This is a genomic window from Mannheimia indoligenes (genome assembly GCF_036880405.1).
In the GTDB taxonomy this organism is placed as follows: Bacteria; Pseudomonadota; Gammaproteobacteria; order Enterobacterales; family Pasteurellaceae; genus Mannheimia; species Mannheimia indoligenes.
On the sequence record NZ_JBAJJM010000002.1, the window covers coordinates 22,311 to 40,658 of the forward strand.

Here is an 18,348-nt window from a genome sequence, read left to right on the forward strand (position 1 = left end):
TTTAATTTCACAAATCAAATGTTTATAAATTTTAATAATAGAAGAAGAAATAATGGCTGAAAAACGTAATATTTTTCTAATTGGACCGATGGGGGCTGGAAAGAGCACAATTGGTCGCCAACTGGCTCAAACATTAGGAATGGAATTTTTGGATTCCGACAGCGTGATTGAAGAAAGAGCCGGTGCAGATATTGATTGGATCTTTGATGTTGAAGGTGAAGCGGGTTTTCGCAAGCGTGAAGAGCGTATCCTGAACGAATTAACGCAAAATCACGGTATTGTGCTTTCAACGGGCGGTGGCTCTATTTTGTCAAAAGATAACCGCAATGTATTATCGGCTCGTGGTATCGTGATCTACTTAGAAACAACGGTAGATAAGCAATTTGAGCGTACGCAACGTGATAAAAAACGCCCTCTGTTACAAACAGAAGATCCACGTAAAACATTAGAAGAATTAGCGAAAATCCGCAATCCGCTTTATGAAGAAATTGCGGATATCACTATCCATACTGATGAACAAAGTGCAAAAGTGGTTGCAAATCAAATCATTGATATGATGGATAATTTAGTCGCATAGGAAACCTAAATTAAGCTAAGGAGCGAGATATGTTACAGGTTAATGTGGAATTAAAAGAACGCCGCTATCCGATTATTATTGGAGAGGGAATACTTGCTCAGGCTGCAAGCTATTCGCCGTTAAAAGCAGGCGATAAAGTGATGATTGTATCCAATCCAACCGTTGCCTTTCATTATCTCGAAACTGTTACCCGTACTTTGACTGAATTAGGTTGCCAAGTAGATTCGGTGCTAATTCCTGATGGCGAAGAGCATAAAAATCTGGATTCGTTAAATTTGATTTTTACTGCGTTATTAGAAAAAAATCATAATCGTGATAGCACCTTAATTGCTTTAGGGGGCGGTGTAATTGGCGATGTGGCAGGTTATGCCGCCGCTTCTTACCAACGTGGTATTCGTTTTATCCAAATCCCAACTACGTTATTGGCACAGGTGGATTCTTCCGTTGGTGGTAAAACCGCAGTTAATCACCCGCTTGGCAAAAATATGATCGGGGCTTTTTATCAGCCTATTTCTGTTATTGTGGATACTAAAACGCTTGCGACTTTGCCAAAAAGAGAAGTGAGTGCCGGCTTGGCAGAAGTAATCAAATACGGAGCGATTTTTGATATTGCTTTTTTTGAATGGCTTGAAAAGCATATTGATGGTTTAGTTTCTCTCAAACAAGATGAGCTGGAATATTGCATTCAACGTTGTTGCCAATTAAAAGCAGATGTTGTTGCCCGTGATGAAACGGAAAAAGGCGATCGTGCGTTGCTTAATTTGGGGCATACTTTTGGACACGCAATTGAAGCTCGTATGGGCTATGGCGTATGGCTACACGGTGAAGCTGTTGCGGTTGGTATGCTTGAAGCGGCTGCTTTGTCGCAAATTTTAGGTGATTTGAATGTGGAAGATGTAGCTCGTTTAGAAAAATTACTGGCGAGAGCAAACCTACCTACTATTTCTCCGGATGGTATGGAGCCTTTGGAATACTTGCCGTATATGTGGCGAGATAAAAAAGTATTAGGTGGGCAATTACGTTTGATTTTACTGAAATCACTTGGTCAAGCTTATGTCTCAGCAAGAGCAACCGAAGAACAAGTGCTGGCATCTATAGAACGTTTTACCCAGCGTTAAAAATTTAAATGAGTCATTCTAAACACCGAGCCTTTTTAAAATGGGCGGGCGGTAAATATCGCCTTATTTCAGATATTCAAACCCATTTGCCGAAAAAGGCTTGTCTAGTTGAGCCTTTTGTCGGTGCGGGTTCGGTGTTTCTGAATACTGACTTTGAACACTATATCCTTGCCGATATTAACCCTGATTTAATTAATCTTTTCAATACGGTAAAAGCAGATGTTGAGCATTATATCGCTCAAACAAAATTGCTTTTTCTACACCCAAAAGCAAATACTGAAACCTTTTATAAAGCACGCCGTGCGGAATTTAATCGTTCAAAAGATATTTTTCGCCGTTCGGTTATTTTTCTCTATTTAAATCGTTTTGGTTATAACGGGTTATGTCGTTATAACCAAAAAAAAGGTTATAATGTGCCGTTTGGGCGTTATAAAACCCATTATTTCCCTGAAAATGAGTTGCGGTTTTTTGCAGAAAAAGCTCAAAAAGCGACTTTTATTTGTGCGGATTTTGAACAGGTGTTTGAGCTGGTAAAAAATAGTGCGATAGATTGTGTTATCTATTGCGATCCTCCTTATGCCCCGTTATTGCAAGAGACTAACTTTACTCAATACGCAGGAGGGGGATTTAGTTTGTTACAGCAAGCTCGCTTGGCAAATCTTGCCCTAGAGATGAAAGAGCAGGGCATTCCTGTATTAATTTCAAATCACGACACTGATTTTACTCGGCTGATTTATCAATCCGCTCAAATCACATCAGTGCAAGTGCAGCGTTCAATTGGGCAGAAAGCGGATTCCCGAATTAAAGTTGGCGAACTATTTGCGTTATTTTCCTAATCATTTGCAAATTTTTCTAAAAATTTCACCGCTTGTGTTTATTATTTAATCGTTATTTTTTATTTTTATGCCTATGGAGTATCAAATGGCAAATCAAAATGAAGAGCGTCAATCGTGGTCTAGCAGATTGGCATATATTATGACTGTTGCAGGAGCAACTGTAGGGTTTGGAGCGACGTGGCGTTTCCCATATTTAGTGGGGGAAAACGGTGGCGGTGCTTATGTATTCCTATTCTGCATTGCAATGATTGTGATCGGCATTCCAATGATTTTAGTCGAAAATGTGATTGGCAGAAGAATGCGGGTGAATGCCGTTGATGCCTTCGGTGGTTCGGCAAATGGTAAAAAAATCTCCCCTGCTTGGAAAATACTAGGCTATATGGGGTTACTCGGTGCATTTGGTATTCTGGCATATTATATGGTGCTCGGTGGTTGGGTACTCAATTATATTGGTAGCCTAATTACGGGCAACCTTGATCTTTCAACGCCTGTTACGGTAGAAACCACGTATCAATTTTTCCAACAAAGTATTTTTAATAGTCCGGCGATTATTATTACTTATACTGCTATTTTTGTGCTGGTAAATTATTTTATTTTAGTGAAAGGAATCGTTGATGGTATTGAGCGTTCAGTTAAATACTTGATGCCGATCCTATTTGTGTTTTTACTGGTAATGGTTATCCGCAATGTAACTTTACCGGGAGCGGTTGAGGGAATTAAATTTTATCTGATGCCTGATTTCTCTAAAATCACGCCAAAACTTTTTGTGTTTGTATTAGGGCAGGTGTTCTTTGCATTAAGTCTAGGGTTTGGTGTGTTAATTACGCTTTCAAGCTATTTAGATAAAAATGAAAACCTCGTTAAAACGGCGACTATTACAGGCGTGATGAATACGATTATTGCGGTTCTTGCCGGTTTTATGATCTTCCCATCGCTATTCAGCTTTGGTGTTGCACCAAATTCCGGTCCGACATTAGTTTTCCAAAGTTTGCCGATTGTTTTCTCAAATATGTGGGGCGGTACGATTTTTGCGATTATTTTCTTTGCTTTGTTGGTTGTTGCGGCTTTAACCACCTCATTAACAATTTATGAAGTGATTATTACTGCTCTTCAAGAAAAAGCAAATATCAGCCGTAAGAAAGCAATTTTTATTACCTTAGCAACCATTTTTATACTAGGCAATATCCCGTCAGCATTAAGTGATAATGTGCTAAAAGATGTGCAAATTATGGGCAAAAGCATTTTTGATGCCTTCGATTATATCAGCGGAAATATTCTCTTCATTTTAACCGCATTAGGTAGTGCTATTTTTGTCGGTTTTGTATTAAAAGATGAAGCAAAAGAAGAGCTTGGAGCGGGTAAAACATTGACTAATATTTGGTTTAATTACGTTCGCTTTGTGATCCCTGTGATTATTTTAGTGATTTTCTTTAATTCACTGTAGAGTGAAACATATAAATAAAGCTGTTTGAATGCGTATTCAAACAGCTTTTTACTTTTACAAGCGGTTAAAAAAGCATAATTTTTTTACGATTAATGCCAAGTCATCCAGAAGAAATAAGACAAGCAACCAATAATGGTTACACAGAAAATATTTAGTATAAGACCGACTTTTACCATCTCGCTTTGCTTGATGTAACCTGTTGCAAATACAATTGCATTTGGAGGGGTTGCAATAGGCAACATAAAGGCACAAGAAGCACCACAAGCAATGATTGCCGCTAACGAAATTGGCGGTAAACCGAGCGAATTTGCAACCGTAATAAAGATTGGTAACATCAAGGCTGCACTTGCGGTATTTGAAGTAAACTCAGTTAAAAATACAATGAAGCCTGTCATTACTAAGGTCATAATCAGCCAATGCTTCGTACCGATATAATTAACGATAGTATCTGCTAGAATCTTACTCGCACCTGTTTCTCGTAACACAATACTTAATACTAATCCGCCACCAAATAGCATTAACACTCCCCATTCGGTACGTCCTTGAATTTCAGACCAAGTAGCGGTGTTACAAATACAAAGTGCGACAACTGCGACCATTGCAATTACTGCATCAAAATTTTTAATTGATTCTTTTAACATTAAGGCATTGCGGATAAAAGGCTCAATATAGCTACTAAAAGTCAATAAAATTGCAGTAATGATAAAAATGATGAGAGTAGCAAGTTGTTTTCCGTTGAGTTTCGAATCTTCAATTTCAACATTAAACGGCACGTTAAAGTTTGGCTTTAGAATAACGAGTAAGCTGATAACCATTGCAATCATCAGCAAAATTGCAACCGGCATACCGTATGGTAGCCACTCAGAGAATGAGATTTTAATCTGAGAAGCCAATAACGCATTTGGTGCAGAGCCAACTAGTGTGCCAATACCGCCGATACTGGAGCTAAAGGCAATTCCTAGTAATACGAAAACATAAAGGTTACGATTAGTTTTAAGATCTACTTTGTGTAGAATACCAAGTGTGAGTGGCAACATCATTGCGGCTACAGCGGTATTATTAATAAAAAGGGAGAGTAGAGCGGTTACCGCAAATAGATAAATAACGGTACGTTTTAAATTACCTTTGGCTAAGCGGATAACGTGATTAGCAATCCAAAGATCGATTTTTTGGATATTTAACACCGCTGCAATCACAAACCCTCCGAAGAACATAAAAATAATTGGCTCTGAGAATGGAGCAAAAGCGGCTTTGGTGGGTAGTACGTTAAGCCCGATAGCAAATATTGGCACCATCAAGGCAGTTACGGTAATATTGAAGGCTTCAGTAAGCCAAAGAATACCAATAAAAACAAGCAGGGCTAAGCCTCTATTTTCTTGTTCACTGAAAGGAAGATATTGCAGTAATAGAAAGAAAATCACAATATCAACAGCAAGTATAATTAACCCTCTTAAAGGATTTTTAGCTGTGCTAGACATATAAACTCCTAATCATTTTGTTATCTTAAATCGAAGGTTTTTTCACTATACCAGAACTTTTTATTTAAAAAAGGTTAAAAAATTGTTAAAGAGAAATATTTTCAGAAAATTTATAAAAATTATCACTTTATTTGATCTAGGTTAGCTCAAAATGATTAGAAGCTGATATAATCAAGCTGTTATCACTTTTTAAATTCTAATCAAAAGAGGAACAAACTATGTCTGTTATTAAAATGACTGACCTTGATTTAGCAGGTAAACGCTTATTTATTCGTGCTGACCTTAACGTGCCGGTAAAAGATGGTAAAGTAACATCGGATGCTCGTATTGTGGCAACTATTCCAACGTTAAAATTAGCCTTACAAAAAGGGGCTAAAGTAATGGTAACTTCTCACTTAGGTCGCCCGACTGAAGGTGTATTTGAAGAAGAAAATTCGTTACAACCTGTGGTAGATTACTTAAATGCTTCAGACTTAGGTGTTCCGGTTCGTTTAGTGCGTGATTACTTAGACGGCGTTGATGTAAAAGAAAACGAAATTGTTGTGCTTGAAAACGTGCGTATCAACAAAGGTGAAAAGAAAAACGATCCTGAATTAGCGAAAAAATATGCAGCACTTTGTGATGTATTTGTTATGGATGCTTTCGGTACGGCTCACCGTGCAGAAGGTTCAACTTATGGTGTAGCAGAATATGCTCCTGTTGCTTGTGCAGGTCCGTTATTAGCAGCGGAATTAGATGCGTTAGGCAAAGCATTAAAAGAGCCACAACGTCCAATGTTGGCAATCGTAGGTGGTTCAAAAGTTTCTACTAAATTAACGGTTTTAGACAGCTTATCAAAAATTGCTGACCAATTAATCGTGGGTGGCGGTATCGCAAATACCTTTATTGCAGCAGAAGGTAACGCGGTAGGTAAATCATTATATGAAGAAGATTTAATCCCTGAAGCAAAACGTTTAGCACAAGTAACGAACATTCCTGTGCCTGTTGATGTGCGTGTAGGCACCGAATTCTCTGAAACTGCACCGGCAACTGAAAAAGCGGTGAACGAAGTACAAGCAGACGAATCTATTTTCGATATCGGTGATAAATCAGCCGAGCAATTAGCTGAAATTATCCGCAATTCAAAAACGATTCTTTGGAATGGTCCGGTAGGCGTGTTTGAATTCCCTAACTTCCGTAAAGGTACGGAAATCATTTCAAATGCGATTGCTGAAGCAACTGCAAACGGGGCATTCTCTATCGCAGGCGGTGGTGATACATTAGCGGCTATTGATTTATTCGGCATCAAAGATAAAATTTCTTACATTTCAACCGGTGGTGGTGCGTTCTTAGAATTCGTTGAAGGTAAAGTATTACCGGCAGTGGAAATTTTAGAGAAGCGTGCAAACGGTTAATTAATTACAAGCGGTCAAATTTCAATGAAATATTGCAAATTTGACCGCGTATTTTAACAATGTGCATTTGCACATTTCATATATAAAGGAAGCAAAAATGTCATTATTAAACATCGTAAAACCGGGTGTGGTAACAGGCGACGACGTACAAAAAGTTTTCGCTTACGCTAAAGAACACAACTTCGCAATTCCTGCAGTAAACTGTGTAGGTTCTGACTCTGTAAACGCAGTATTAGAAACTGCAGCTCGTGTGAAATCACCGGTAATCGTACAATTCTCAAACGGTGGTGCACAATTCTACGCAGGTAAAGGTATCAAACCAACTTCAGGCGCTCGCCCGGATGTATTAGGTGCGATTGCTGGTGCAAAACACGTTCATCAATTAGCGGTTGAATACGGTGTGCCTGTTATTCTTCACACAGACCACGCTGCGAAAAACTTACTTCCTTGGATTGATGGCTTACTAGAAGCGGGCGAAAAACACTTCGCAGAAACCGGTCGTCCATTGTTCTCATCACATATGATCGATTTATCTGAAGAGCCAATCGAAGAAAATATGGAAATCTGCCGTGAGTACTTAGCTCGTATGGACAAAATCGGTATGACCCTTGAAATTGAAATCGGTGTAACCGGTGGTGAAGAAGACGGCGTTGATAACTCAGATGTGGATGAGTCTAAACTTTACACTCAACCGTCTGAAGTATTATACGTTTACGACCAATTAAGCCCAATCAGCCCTCGTTTCACTATTGCGGCGGCATTTGGTAACGTACACGGTGTTTATAAACCAGGTAACGTGAAATTAAAACCGTCTATTTTAGGTGCATCACAAGAGTATGTGTCTAAAGAGCGTGGTTTACCGGCAAAATCATTAGACTTCGTATTCCACGGTGGTTCAGGTTCTTCTCGTGAAGAGATCCGTGAAGCGATCAGCTACGGTGCAATCAAAATGAACATCGACACCGACACCCAATGGGCTGCGTGGGACGGTATCCTTCAATTCTACAAAGCAAATGAAGCATACTTACAAGGTCAATTAGGCAACCCAACAGGCCCAGACGCACCAAACAAAAAATACTACGACCCACGTGTTTGGTTACGCAAAATGGAAGAGTCTATGTCTAAACGCTTAGAGCAATCTTTCGAAGACTTAAACTGCGTGAACGTATTATAATTTGCAAAGTTTTTAGCAAATTCGACCGCTTGATCTGCACCCCAAAAGTTGAACAATTAAACCAACTGATTAAGGTGCAGATTTTTTATTGTTGTTAATTTTCTACATTGTTGATTTGAAACAGGCGTTATACAGGTATATTCGTTATTATAGAATGAATAAACTAAGCTTAAAAAAATAGAGCTCTGTACAGTACAGAGCTCAATATTTAAGTTAATTTATGAACTGTCAGTTTATGGGCAGATAAAAAATGTTTACGGGCGGTCTTTTTTGCATCTATTTTTTGCAAATTAGATAGCCAAACCAAAGGCATAGAATGCTACTAAAATAATAGCAATAATAACTGTACCTAAGTTTAACTTGCTTGCTTCGCCTGAAATTAAGCGACCAATCACGAGTGTTGCAAAACCTAACATAATACCTGTTACGATGTTTGCGGTTAGTACAATAAATACCGCACATACAAGACCTGCCATTGCACCAACGAAATCGCTAAAATCTAATCTTGAAACATTACTTAACATCAATAATCCCACATACATTAACGCAGGGGCAGTAGCATAGCTTGGTACTAAGAATGCAAGGGGTTGAAAGAACAGCATAAATAAGAAGCCGATACCCACCACTACCGCCGTTAAACCGGTTTTACCGCCAACGGCTGTACCTGCTGCTGATTCAATATAAACTGCTGCGGGGGCTGTGCCGAATAAGCCTGATAGAATTGAGCCGAAAGAGTCGGAGGTTAAGGCTTTATCACCATTAATAATCTGACCGTCTTTATCTAATAAATTAGCTTGACCTGCTACGGCACGAATTGTGCCTGTTGCATCAAAAATTGCAGTCATCACTAAGGCAAATACTACAGGCAAAATGGCTGTATTTAATGCCCCCATAATATCAAGACTTAAAAACAGTGAATTTTCTCCAAAGCTTGGCATTTTGAAAAAGCCTGCGTATTTTACGTTAGGATCAAAAATTAGCCCAACAATGGTAATTGCGATGATTACCCATAAAATACTGCCTTTTATTTTCAGCTTTTCTAAACCAATAATAGCGGCTAAACCAATTAAAGACATTAATACGGGGAATGAGGTAAAATCGCCTAATTTTACCGGGATATCCATACCACTATTTACGACTAATTTAACGTTAGTTGCTGCAATAATGAGTAGGAATAAACCGATACCGATACCGGCACCGTGTGCAATGCTGCTTGGTAAATTACGCAAAATCCAAGTGCGGATACCTGTTGCAGAAATAATGGTAAACACCACACCCATTAAGAAAATTGCCCCTAGGGCAACAGGAACAGAAACTTGTTGCCCAAGCACTAAGCTAAAGGCGGTAAAAGCAGTTAGAGAAATTGCACAACCAATTGCCATTGGTGCATTTGCCCATAAGCCAATTAAAATTGAACCTAAACCTGAAACTAAACAGGTAGCAATAAATACGGATTCCGCAGGAAAGCCTGCTTGGCTTAACATTCCAGGCACAACAATCACAGAATAAACCATTGCGAGAAATGTAGTTAAACCTGCGATCACTTCTTGACGAACGTTTGAACCACGTTCTTCAAATTTAAATAAGGACATAAAAACCTCAAAGAAAAAATAAAATGGGAAATTTTGTGGGCGAATTCTACAGAAATTTAAATTAATTGGCAAACGTTTGCGTAAGTAAAAAAAGAAAAGCAGGAATAAATCCTGCTTTTGTCTTACCGTTAATCAGTAATCAATAAAGGCTTCTTGATCTGCACCTTCTTTTTCAACTTTAGGCTGAACCATATGTTCACGTTTCAAGCCAAGTTGTAGTGCTACACCGATTGCAATATAAATTGATGAATAAGTACCAAAAGCAATACCAATCAATAATGCAAGCGAGAAGCTATGAAGTGTTGGACCACCTAAATAGAATAGGGCTAACACCACAAAGAGGGTGGTAACAGAGGTCATTAAGGTACGAGAAAGCGTTTGGCTTAATGAAATATCCACTACTTCGATTGAACTTAGACGGCGAATTTTCGAGAAGTTTTCTCGCACACGGTCAAACACAACAATTGAGTCGTTCAGTGAGTAGCCGACTACCGATAAAATCGCTGCTACGAAGGTAAGGTCAAGCTCAATCTGTAAGAAAGAGAATACCCCGAGCGTAACTAATACATCGTGGAATAAAGCAACAATACCACCTACCGCTAAACGCCATTCAAATCGTGTACCTACATAAATAAGTAACATCGCAAGTGTGGCAAGAGTGGCATAAATTGCCCCTTGTGTAAGCTCTTCACCTACGTTAGGTCCAACGAACTCAATACTTTTAATCGTTGCATTTGGATCTAATTTTTGATGGATCATCTCCATCACTTTATTTCCCACGCTCATATCGCCGGCATTAGCAGACAAGCGGATCATTAAATCTTTTTGACTGCCTGTTGTTTGCACTAAAGCACTGCCATAGCCGCTATTTTCAAGCTCGCTACGCAGTTTTGACAAATCTGCTGGTTGAGAGAATTGGGTTTCAATTACCGTACCGCCTGTGAAATCCAAGCCCCAGTTAAATCCTTTCGTTGCAATTGTGAAAATACATAATGCAGACACAATCATCGAAAAAATGAAACCGATGAAGCGGTATTTCATAAACGGAATTAATTTATAAGGCAGTTTAATGTCTGCTACATCTTGTTTTACATTTTCAATAGCCATTTATTCCACCTTAAATCCAAAGTTTCTTCACGCGTTTGCCACCATAAACCCAGTTTACCAGCATTCGAGTACCTGTAATTGCGGTAAACATAGAAATAATTACCCCTAAAGCAAGCGTTACCGCAAAGCCTTTTACCGGACCTGTTCCTACCGCATACAGCACAAGAGAGGTTAAAATGGTGGTGAGGTTCGAGTCAAAAATACTTGAGAATGCACCACTATAGCCTTCGTGAATAGCTTGTTGAATAGAGCGACCGTTACGAATTTCTTCTTTAATACGCTCATAGATCAACACATTCGCATCTACCGACATACCCACTGCCAGTACAATACCCGCAATACCCGGCATTGTAAGTGTTGCCCCAATTAATGACATTAAGCCGATGGTTAAAATCATATTGGCAATAAGAGCAAGTGAAGCGAATATCCCAAACATTTTATAAAATGCTAAACAGAATAAAATGGTTAAGCCTAAGCCTAACATACTTGCTTCCATACCTTGTTTAACATTATCTGCACCAAGTGATGCCCCGATAGTACGTTCTTCCACAATCACGATTGGAGCAATTAATGCACCTGAACGTAGTAAAACAGCAAGATTTTGAGCTTCAGCCGGTGAGTTAATACCTGTGATTTGGAATTGGTTGCCTAAACGGGTTTGGATAGTTGCTACGTTAATTACTTCTTGGTGTTTTTCAAGAATGACTTTGCCGTTTGCATCTTTACGACCTGAATCTTTGAATTCGGTATAAAGGGTTGCCATTGGCTTTTTAATTGCCATTTTAGTAATTTCGCCCATCATATCGCCACCTTCAGTATCTAATTTGATACTTACTTGCGGTAATCCGCGATCATCTTTACCGGCAGTCGCATCAATAATATGCTCGCCACCTAAAGACGGCTTACGACGTAATACAACAGGTTCACCATCACGCGTGTTTTGTACTTCAGAATCGGCTGGTACAATCCCTTTAGCTGCAGAAGCTAAATTTGCTTCTGTATTTACTAAACGGAACTCAAGGGTTGCAGTTGCTCCTAAAAGTTCTTTTGCACGAGCAGTATCTTGCACGCCCGGTAATTCCACAACAATGCGGTCAGCACCTTGACGCTGAATGGTTGGCTCTGAAACCCCTAATTCTTCTACACGCTTACGCAAAATTGAAAGATTTTGCTCAATTGCCATACTACGAGAATCAGAAAGAGCTTGCTCTGACGGGGTTAACGTTACGTTATTATCTTTAACTAAAATATCAAGCGTTGGGTGAGAGCGGCGAATTAAACGAACCGCATTTTCAGCTGTTTCGTTATCAACAAACTCAATCTCAGTTGCAAAATTTTCACCTTTTTTGACCGCTTTATATTGCAGTTTTTCTTTGCGGAAATCATTACGCAAGCTGTCTTGTAAGGTGTCTTGCTGTTTTGCAAGAGCCGTGTTCATATCCACTTCCATTAAGAAGCGAACGCCACCTAACAAGTCCAAACCACGTTTCATCGGGCTTCCGCCAATATCAGATAGCCATTTTGGTGTTGCCGGTGCTAGGTTTAATGCAACAGAATAGTTATTACCCAATGCTTCGGAGATTTTTTCCTTGGCGGGAAGTTGTTGTTCAGTACTCTCTAAACGAACCAAGATCGAACCATTTTCTAACACGGCTGACTTTGGCTGAATATTCATTGATGAAAGTGTAGATTGAACTTGAGTAAGAGTTTCAGGTGTAGCTTGTTGTCCACGAGTACCGGAAATTTGTACAGATGGATCATCGCCATATAAATTTGGAAGGGCGTATAAAGCGCCAATGGCGATCACGAAGATCACCATTAAATTCTTCCATAGAGGGAAACGGTTTAACACAATAAATCCCCAAATGTTAAGGTTTGATTAGAGGCATTAAAGTGATTTTAATGAGCCTTTAGGTAATACAGCAACCACGAAATCACGCTTAATGGTTACTTCAGTTGTGTCGTTTAATGCGATAACAATGTTGTCATTATCTGCAGTTACTTTCGTAATTTTACCGATTAAACCACCGCTGGTTAATACTTCTTCGCCTTTTGCGAGGCTTGCCAGTAATTCACGTTGTTGTTTTTGGCGTTTTGCCTGTGGACGATAAATCATAAAATAAAAAATTGCACCGAAAACAATCAGAATAAAGATCATTTCCATTCCGCCACCTTGTTGCATAAAAACTCCTTAAATTGTGTTAAGTGGTATAAAAAATTGATGTTATAAAAACGCCTGTTAAAATACCACAAATTCAATGAATTAACGAGTAGAAAAATTCATCGAATGCTTTTCTTTTAAACAAAAATTTGGGTAAAATCGTTTCGTTTGTTTACAAAGTTATGTCGGTTTTTATAAAAACGAGGAGAAAAAATGAGAAAAGTTGGAAAACTAGCGGTTATTTTTGGACTATTTTTTGCAAATATGAGTTTTGCTCATAATGTAAAATTAAATCAATCTTTGCCAGCCGTTTCGGTGGCAAAAGATGGCGAATTAGTGATTCAATCAGGCAAAATTGCTTATAAAAGTTGGAATTCATCAGCCGTTGCCGGAAAAGTGCGAGTAGTGCTTCATTTTGCAGCAAGAAGTTCAGTAAAGAGTAAAAATGACGCATTAATTAACGCATTAAAAAATGCAGCTTTTGATCCTATCAAATATCAAACATTAACCATTGTAAATGCGGATGATGCGATTGTGGGAACCGGGCTTTTTGTGAAAAATAATGTTGAAGACGGTAAATTAGAAAATCCACGCAGCCAAGTCGTGTTAGATCAACAAGGCAATGTTAGAAAAGCGTGGAATCTAAAAGAAAAAGAGAGTTTTATTGCGGTATTGGATAAATCGGGCAAAGTTAGATTTGCGACTGAAGGAGCTCTTTCGTCAAAACAGATTGAAGAAGTGATAAGCTTAGTTAAAACGTTAATGCAGTAAATAATGATAGGCAGGTTTTACCTGCCTATTTTTTCTCAAATTACAAACCGATAACTTATCGTATGATGATAATTTTCTCCGGCTTTGGTTATGCCGCCAAATTGTAATAATTCAGGTTGATTCACGGAATTCGGGAAAAATTCAGGCTCTAACGCCACGCCTGCATAATCCCCATATTCGCCATTAGTCAAATTCGGTTGCCCTTTTAGCCAGTTGCCAGTATAAACCTGCAAGGCAGGCATTGAGGTGCGGAGTTCCATTTTTAAATCTTCCACAGTTAAACAAGCGGTCAGATTTTCACTATTTTTTGCAAGATGAAAGGCGTGATCGTAACCTTTTACCGCTTTTTGGTCGTCATCAGCCAATAAGTCTTGCCCGATTTTTTTAGCCGTGCGGAAGTCAAAACCTGTGCCTTCCACCTTTTTAAGCGGAGCATTCGGAATACCGCTTGAATCCACCGGCAAATACGCCTCAGCATTAATCATCAACTGGTGAGCTAAGATATTTTCTGAACCTTGCAGATTAAAATAAGCGTGGTTGGTTAAACAAAGTGGTGTATCTTGATTTGTTGTTGCATCAAAGCTGATTTGCAGTTCATTATCGGTTAAACGATATTCTACAAAGGCTTTCACTTCACCACCAAAGCCTTCCTCATTATCTGCAAAAATATAACTAAATTTGACCGCTTGTTCGCTCTGGCTTTCCATCTTCCAAACTACTTTATCACCGCCGAGCGTGCCGCCGTGCAAATTATGATTGCCATTATTTTTGGCAAGCCGATAGGTTTTGCCGTTAAGTGAATATTCCGCATTGGCAATGCGGTTGGCGTAACGCCCAATGCTTGCCCCAAAGAAAGCGGTCTGTTTTTGCCAATCTTTTGCAGAAGTGGTTACTAATACTTCACGCTCTTCACTAGGCATTTTTACCACACAAGAGAGCCAAGTAGCCCCTAGATCTGACAAGGTAATTTTTAAAAATGAGTTTTCGATGGTGAATAGGTTCATAATATACCTCTTTGCCCCATACGAGCCGTATGGGGTTAGAAATCTGAGCCACGCTGTGGCTCTTATTTTTCAGCTCCGAAGGAGCTAGGATAATTTAACCTAGCACGGCTTGTGCTAGGTCGGGAGATTTTAGACCTCACGCACTCCATCACAAGCCGTACATAAATGGAAGGTTTCTTTAATTCCTGTTTGCTTTTCATAATTTTCAGCAACGGCTTGGCGAAGATCTTCCACTTTATCATTTGACACTAAGCATACTACACAGCCTCCAAAGCCACCGCCTGTCATTCTTGCTCCGCCATTTTTACCGATTGCTTGTTGGGCGATTTCAGCCAAGCAATCGACTTCAGGGCAGGTAATCTCAAAATCATCACGCATAGAGTCGTGCGAAGCTGCCATTAATTCGCCCAATTTAACCATATTATTCGCTTTTAGGGCTTCTGCAGCTTCTAACACACGCTGATTTTCGCTGATGATATGTTTTGCACGTTTATAGGCAAGTTCATTAGCATCACGCAGTTCTGCGGCTTGTTCAATAAATTGCTCTGCACTTACATCACGCAATTTTGCTTTACCGAAGAAGTGAGCGGCAAATTCGCACTGCTCACGACGACTGTTGTATTCACCCGTTACTAAGTCGTGCTTCACATTGGAGTTAATAATGGCGATTGAATAACCTTGTGGTTCAGGCGTTGGACTAATCTCAAGGCTACGGCAATCTATCATTAAAAAATGATCTTTTTGTCCTAAAGCTGAGGTGAGTTGATCCATATTTCCGCAATTACAGCCGACAAATTTATTCTCTGCTTCTTGTCCAATTAATGCGATTTGAGTATGAGAAAGCGGCAAATCTCCCAACAATTGAGCTGTTTTACCAATTGATACCTCAAGAGCTGCGGAAGAACTTAGTCCCGACGACATCGGTACATCGCTGGTAATCACTAAATCAGCCCCTTGTTTGAAATCAGGGCATTTTACTTGCACAAATTTCACCACACCACGCACATAGTTCGCCCATTTGTGTTTACTTGGCTCAATTGGTTGGCTTAGGTCAAATTCATCTTGTTCGTTAATATCAAGGGCGAACACTCGCCATTTGTTGTCATCACGTTTAGCAAAGCTTACCGCCGTGCCGTAATTAATCGCACAAGGCATAACAAATCCGTCGTTATAATCAGTGTGTTCGCCAATAATATTCACTCTGCCCGGAGCAAATACCGTGCGTTCTGCTTTATAACCAAAATGTTCTTCAAATTTTTGAACAGCAATTTCTTGTGGTTTCATTCAAATTCCTTATTTTTCGATTTGTGGTTTCTTATCTTTATAGTGTTCAGTATCACTTACCGCATTTAAACGTTCTGCCGCTTGTTCCGGGGTTAAATCACGCTGGGTTTCTGCCATCATTTCATAGCCGACCATAAATTTACGTACGGTAGCAGAACGCAACAACGGCGGATAAAAATGGGCGTGCAGTTGCCAATGTGTATTTTCTTTGCCGTTAAACGGAGCAAAGTGGAAGCCCATCGAATAAGGGAAGCTGATGTTAAACAGATTGTCGTAGCGAGTTGTGAGTTGTTTCAACGCCAAGGCTAAATCAGCTTTTTCCGCTTCGTTCAGATCGGTAATCGACTTAAATTGCTTCGCTTTCGGCAGTAACAATGTTTCAAACGGCCAGCTCGCCCAGTAAGGCACAACGGCAAGCCAATCTTCCGTTTCCACTACAATTCGCTCTTTTTTCTCTAGTTCACGCTTAGCGTAATCTAATAAAAGTGGTGAGCTATATTTTGCAAAATAATCGGCTTGGCATTCATCTTCAATGGTGATTTCATTCGGCAGAAAATTACTCGCCCAAATTTGCCCGTGTGGGTGAGGGTTAGAGCAGCCCATCATCGAGCCTTTATTCTCAAAAATTTGTACCCATTGATAACGCTCTTTCAGCTCATTTGCCTGTTCTTGCCAAACTGTTACTACATCGGTAATTTCATCAACCGAGAGTTGTGGCAAGGTTTTGCTGTGATCGGGCGAAAAGCAGATCACACGGCTTTCACCTTGTGTGTGTGAGATTTGGAACAGCGGATCTTGGTTCGGCTCTGGGGCAGGTGTGTCCGGCAGTAGGGCAGAAAAGTCGTTTTTAAACACAAACGGCTTGGTGTAATTTGGATTCTGTTCACCGGTAATGCGTTTATTGCCGGGGCATAGATAGCAGGTCGGATCGTAGCTCAGCTTATCGTCTTGCACGACTTCTTCTTGTTGCCCCTGCCACGGACGTTTTGCCCGATGTGGAGAAACTAAAATCCACTGATTTTTCAGCGGATTAAAACGGCGGTGTGGATGATCGTTGAGGACAAACTCGCTCATATAAAACTCCTCGAAATTAACTATATGAAAAGTATAGCGAAAGTGAGGAAAAATGACTGTGATATAGATCACAAAATAATGATGTCAAGCGGTCAGATTTGCGGAAAATTTTGCAAGCAGTTCTCCATTTTTGTCAGCTTGTTTTTTGGTGATGTTTGTTGATATTGGTGGCTTGCCCTACTAATTATTTCAATTTATATCGCAATAGCGGGCAAGTTTCACCCTATGATTAAAAATCTTTCCCTTCTACATCAATAATCATCACTTCAGATTGCGAGCCTAACCGCATCGGGACACCCCAGAAACCGTAGCCTGAGGTTACAAAATAATGCCCCAACCCGATTTTTTCATAGCCGTAATGCAGTCTATATATTATTTTGGTAATAATACTGGCAGGGAAAACTTGCCCTTTGTGAGCGTGCCCTGAAACTTGAATATCAATCGGTAATTTGGCGTGTTTTTCAATTTCAGTTGGGCGGTGGTCGAGCAAGAACACAGGCAATTTGGTATTTACTGATTGCAATAATTGCTCGGCAGAAGGGCGATTTTTCACTAAATCATCATTACGCCCAACAATTGCAAATTTTCCATTAATTTCGACCGCTTGATCCCATAAAACAGTAATTCCGGCGTTACGAATAGCTTGTGCAATACTTTCCTGAGCCCCAAAGAAATCGTGGTTGCCTAGTGTGGCATAAACGCCTAATGGTGCTTTGAGTTTAGAAAATGAATCTTGCATATTTTCTGAACGATAAAATTCGAGGTTATCGTCCATAATATCGCCGGGTAGCAAAATCAAATCGACTTTTTCTTGATTAAAAATCTCTGCCAGTTGGTCAAGTTGTTTAGCCCCAAATAATTTTCCTAAATGGAGATCGCTTGCCATACCAATGCGGAGTGGTTTGTCTAACGGTTTATCTATTTTAATGGAATAATGAACTACCGTTGGCACATAGGCATTGTAAAAGCCAAGCCCGATTAAGCCTAAGAAGGCAAAAGGGTAGATGAATTTCAAGCTACGATTAACGGAAGGATTTCCTTTGGTTAGTTTGTAAATGAAAGCGGTCAAAAAACTCACAAAAAATGCAAATAGCAAAAGTACCAATACAAATGCCATTACCCGAAATAGGGTAAATGTACGAGTAACGTGCAAAATAACCATTGTGTTAATGGCTAAAAATGTGATGAAGTGAACAATTTTTCGACTTTTTGCTGATAAATTAAAAAACCAGCCGATTGTTTTTGCAAAGCTGTATAAAAATAGTTGTAGTACCACAACCACAATGGCGGTGGTGATGTAGTAACGATATTCCAAGAGCATTCCTTAAATGAGA

The 18,348-nt window shown here is 39.6% G+C and carries 16 protein-coding genes; 7 read left to right on the plus strand and 9 right to left on the minus strand.

The window, feature by feature from the left end; translation table 11 throughout:
• The first annotated feature begins 52 nt into the window (after nucleotides 1–52).
• The 4 genes from aroK to V6W77_RS01890 all read left to right on the plus strand — a co-directional run bounded on the left by aroK (nucleotide 53) and on the right by V6W77_RS01890 (nucleotide 3,975).
• Complete coding sequence (gene aroK / locus V6W77_RS01875) at nucleotides 53–577, plus strand: shikimate kinase AroK (RefSeq protein WP_025236410.1); 525 nt, start codon at nucleotides 53–55, stop codon at nucleotides 575–577.
• A gap of 29 nt (nucleotides 578–606) precedes the next feature.
• On the plus strand, nucleotides 607–1,695 hold the full coding sequence (aroB, locus tag V6W77_RS01880; protein ID WP_334253624.1) for a 3-dehydroquinate synthase: 1,089 nt from the start codon (nucleotides 607–609) through the stop codon (nucleotides 1,693–1,695).
• Nucleotides 1,696–1,703: 8 nt separating this feature from the next.
• Nucleotides 1,704–2,531, plus strand: coding sequence for a Dam family site-specific DNA-(adenine-N6)-methyltransferase (locus V6W77_RS01885; protein ID WP_283386186.1), 828 nt, complete (start codon nucleotides 1,704–1,706; stop codon nucleotides 2,529–2,531).
• Between the two features lie 85 nt (nucleotides 2,532–2,616).
• The gene (locus V6W77_RS01890) at nucleotides 2,617–3,975 is read left to right on the plus strand and encodes a sodium-dependent transporter (protein WP_334229695.1); all 1,359 of its coding nucleotides are present in this window, start codon (nucleotides 2,617–2,619) and stop codon (nucleotides 3,973–3,975) included.
• A gap of 89 nt (nucleotides 3,976–4,064) precedes the next feature.
• Here the strand turns inward: V6W77_RS01890 and V6W77_RS01895 are convergent, their stop codons facing one another.
• Nucleotides 4,065–5,453, minus strand: a complete 1,389-nt coding sequence (locus tag V6W77_RS01895; RefSeq protein WP_334253625.1) for an SLC13 family permease — start codon at nucleotides 5,451–5,453, stop codon at nucleotides 4,065–4,067.
• 218 nt (nucleotides 5,454–5,671) lie between these two features.
• Here V6W77_RS01895 and V6W77_RS01900 point away from each other — a divergent pair, with 218 nt between their 5' ends.
• Nucleotides 5,672–6,847 carry a phosphoglycerate kinase gene (locus V6W77_RS01900; protein WP_025236405.1) on the plus strand — a complete coding sequence of 392 codons (1,176 nt, stop codon included), beginning with the start codon at nucleotides 5,672–5,674 and terminating at the stop codon, nucleotides 6,845–6,847.
• Nucleotides 6,848–6,944: 97 nt separating this feature from the next.
• Nucleotides 6,945–8,021, plus strand: coding sequence for a class II fructose-bisphosphate aldolase (gene fbaA / locus V6W77_RS01905; protein ID WP_027074148.1), 1,077 nt, complete (start codon nucleotides 6,945–6,947; stop codon nucleotides 8,019–8,021).
• 290 nt (nucleotides 8,022–8,311) lie between these two features.
• Here fbaA and V6W77_RS01910 read toward each other — a convergent pair whose 3' ends face one another.
• The 4 genes from V6W77_RS01910 to yajC all read right to left on the minus strand — a co-directional run bounded on the left by V6W77_RS01910 (nucleotide 8,312) and on the right by yajC (nucleotide 12,902).
• Nucleotides 8,312–9,613 carry an NCS2 family permease gene (locus tag V6W77_RS01910; RefSeq protein ID WP_334229698.1) on the minus strand — a complete coding sequence of 434 codons (1,302 nt, stop codon included), beginning with the start codon at nucleotides 9,611–9,613 and terminating at the stop codon, nucleotides 8,312–8,314.
• A gap of 132 nt (nucleotides 9,614–9,745) precedes the next feature.
• Nucleotides 9,746–10,720, minus strand: coding sequence for a protein translocase subunit SecF (secF, locus tag V6W77_RS01915; protein WP_334234339.1), 975 nt, complete (start codon nucleotides 10,718–10,720; stop codon nucleotides 9,746–9,748).
• A gap of 10 nt (nucleotides 10,721–10,730) precedes the next feature.
• Nucleotides 10,731–12,572, minus strand: a complete 1,842-nt coding sequence (gene secD, locus V6W77_RS01920; protein ID WP_334253626.1) for a protein translocase subunit SecD — start codon at nucleotides 12,570–12,572, stop codon at nucleotides 10,731–10,733.
• A 36-nt stretch (nucleotides 12,573–12,608) separates the two neighbouring features.
• On the minus strand, nucleotides 12,609–12,902 hold the full coding sequence (gene yajC, locus V6W77_RS01925; protein ID WP_025216924.1) for a preprotein translocase subunit YajC: 294 nt from the start codon (nucleotides 12,900–12,902) through the stop codon (nucleotides 12,609–12,611).
• A gap of 192 nt (nucleotides 12,903–13,094) precedes the next feature.
• On the opposite strand from yajC, the gene V6W77_RS01930 reads away from it, so the two are divergent.
• Complete coding sequence (locus V6W77_RS01930; RefSeq protein ID WP_334235923.1) at nucleotides 13,095–13,652, plus strand: YtfJ family protein; 558 nt, start codon at nucleotides 13,095–13,097, stop codon at nucleotides 13,650–13,652.
• 35 nt (nucleotides 13,653–13,687) lie between these two features.
• Here V6W77_RS01930 and V6W77_RS01935 read toward each other — a convergent pair whose 3' ends face one another.
• The 4 genes from V6W77_RS01935 to V6W77_RS01950 all read right to left on the minus strand — a co-directional run bounded on the left by V6W77_RS01935 (nucleotide 13,688) and on the right by V6W77_RS01950 (nucleotide 18,329).
• Entirely contained in the window at nucleotides 13,688–14,656 is a 969-nt protein-coding gene (locus tag V6W77_RS01935; RefSeq protein ID WP_334253627.1) for a galactose-1-epimerase, read from the minus strand.
• 129 nt (nucleotides 14,657–14,785) lie between these two features.
• Nucleotides 14,786–15,940, minus strand: a complete 1,155-nt coding sequence (gene galK / locus V6W77_RS01940; protein WP_334253628.1) for a galactokinase — start codon at nucleotides 15,938–15,940, stop codon at nucleotides 14,786–14,788.
• Between the two features lie 9 nt (nucleotides 15,941–15,949).
• Nucleotides 15,950–17,014, minus strand: coding sequence for a galactose-1-phosphate uridylyltransferase (gene galT, locus V6W77_RS01945; protein ID WP_334253629.1), 1,065 nt, complete (start codon nucleotides 17,012–17,014; stop codon nucleotides 15,950–15,952).
• A gap of 229 nt (nucleotides 17,015–17,243) precedes the next feature.
• Entirely contained in the window at nucleotides 17,244–18,329 is a 1,086-nt protein-coding gene (locus V6W77_RS01950) for a metallophosphoesterase (protein ID WP_334253630.1), read from the minus strand.
• Between the last annotated feature and the right edge of the window lie 19 nt (nucleotides 18,330–18,348).